This window comes from Tautonia rosea (assembly GCF_012958305.1).
In the GTDB taxonomy this organism is placed as follows: Bacteria; Planctomycetota; Planctomycetia; order Isosphaerales; family Isosphaeraceae; genus Tautonia; species Tautonia rosea.
Map to the genome: position 1 here is coordinate 1 of NZ_JABBYO010000043.1, position 2,103 is coordinate 2,103.

At 62.5% G+C, this 2,103-nt stretch carries 1 protein-coding gene; it reads left to right on the plus strand.

The genetic code is table 11. The features are described from left to right. Positions 1 to 576: 576 nt before the first annotated feature. Positions 577 to 2,103: S8 family peptidase (locus HG800_RS26740; protein WP_169981438.1), on the plus strand; the 1,527-nt coding region annotated here is incomplete at its 3' end.

Below are 2,103 nucleotides of genomic sequence, written 5' to 3' on the forward strand. Positions count from 1 at the left end.
TGCTTCGTCGTCGTCCACTTCCTCCTTGTCGTTCTCGTTGCTCGAACTCGCGTTGTTCGACGAGAACCTCTCGAGGACTCCACGAAGGTCCTCGGTCCTGGAGGAGGCCGATGGCAGCGTGATCGATCAGTTCGCCCAGGCCCTCGTGCGATCGTGAGCCCCTGAGTGTTGCGATCACCTCGGGGCGGGTTGCCGCGTTCGGCGGATCCGCCCCGAGGACGATCTCCCCGGAGGCTGACAAAGCCTCGGACTTCTGATTAGAAATTAAAACCATTTTGAGTGATTGGTGTGGAATTGTTCGCTCTCGGGTGTGACCGTTCCGCAAATCGGAAAATTCTCGACGAAGTGCCGCGTTGTTCCGCCAGAGAGATCTAGAGTGAGAACAGGGAGAGATGAGGGGAGGCTTCCAACCGCCTCATCAGGAAATCGCCCCGATCGCAGGGTCCAACTCGTCCCGAAGTAATCGACGAAGGCCACCTCTCTCGTACCGATGCGGGTACGAACGATCGGGTCGACCGGGTAGCTCGCTCCCACCTTTACCTGATCTCACGATCTCTGTTACGGCGAGACGCAACGATGCGACGCTTCATGAGGCATACTGCGCTCGGGTTCTCTCGTCTCGACGCGCTCGATTCGCGAACCATGCTCAGTCTCGGGACTGGGCTGCCGTTGGCCGGGCCGATCGCATCGCAATCCGATTCGTTTTCTCACGAGCACATTCTCGTTCGATACGATCTCGGCTCCATCCAGCACGCCTCGATCGGTGACCTGGCGGGGGAGCTCGTCCCTGGCCTGCGTGCGGTCCCGGTCCCGGAGGGGTCATCTGTGGCGGAAGCGATCGCCCTGGCACGGGCTGATCCTCGGGTGCTCTACGCGCAACCGGATTACCTGGTGTCGATCACCTCGTCTCCCAACGACCCGAGGTTCGGCTCGCTCTGGGGCCTGAACAACACGGGGCAGTTGGTGGGGGGGACGCCGGGAGCCGACATCAGTGCCATGGAGGCCTGGTCCGTCACGACGGGCAGCCCCGAGGTGGTCGTGGCGGTGATCGACACGGGGATCGACCTCTCGCATCCCGACCTGGCGCCGAACCTCTGGGTGAACCCCGGCGAGGTGGGCGGCAACGGCCGGGATGACGACGGGAATCATTACGTGGATGACATCCACGGCTGGAACTTCGTGACCAACACCCCCAATGTCCGTGACGACAACAACCACGGGACCCACGTCGCGGGGATCATCGGCGCAGTCGGCAACAACGAGCTGGGCGTCGTTGGGGTCAACTGGAATGTTCAATTAATGACGCTCAAGTTCCTGAATTCCTCGGGAAAAGGGACGACCAGCAATGCCATCAAGGCGTTGAATTACGCGGTCCAGATGGGCGCGCACGTCTCGAATCACAGCTATTCGGGGGGGGCATACGACGCCGCCTTTGCCGACGCGGTCGCCAGCGCTCGCAGCCGTGGGCACATCGTCGTGACCGCAGCCGGCAACGATTTCTCGAATAACGATGTGAACCCGGCTTATCCGGCGAATTACGTCAGCGACAATCTCATCTCAGTCGCGGCAACGGATGCATACGACTATATTGCTGGTTTTTCGAATTACGGGGCCACGACAGTCCACCTCGGCGCGCCTGGCGTTTCGATCCTGAGTACCGTGCGCAATGGTTCGTATGGCTACATGTCGGGGACCTCGATGGCCGCGCCGCACGTCACGGGCGCGGTCGCCCTGATCCGGGGGCTCCACCCGGAATGGTCTTATGACCAGGTCATCGCGAAGTTGCTGACGACGGTGGACAAGGTGGCTGACCTGGATGGTCAGGTCCAGACGGGCGGCCGGCTGAACCTGGGCCGCGCGGTGACGAGCGAGACGGTCGGTCCCCGGATCGAGTCCGCGTCGTACGTCCCGGGTGATCACACACGGATCCGCCTTCGATTCAATGAGGCGATCCTGCCGGGGTCCTTCACGCCCGACGATCTGGTCTCCCTGACCGGCCCCGAGGGGCAGGGGGTGGAGGTCACGGCGGTCACGGCGGTGCCGGGGTCGGCCGACCGCGAGTTCGACGTGTCCTTCACGTCGGCCGGAATCGGTACGTACCAG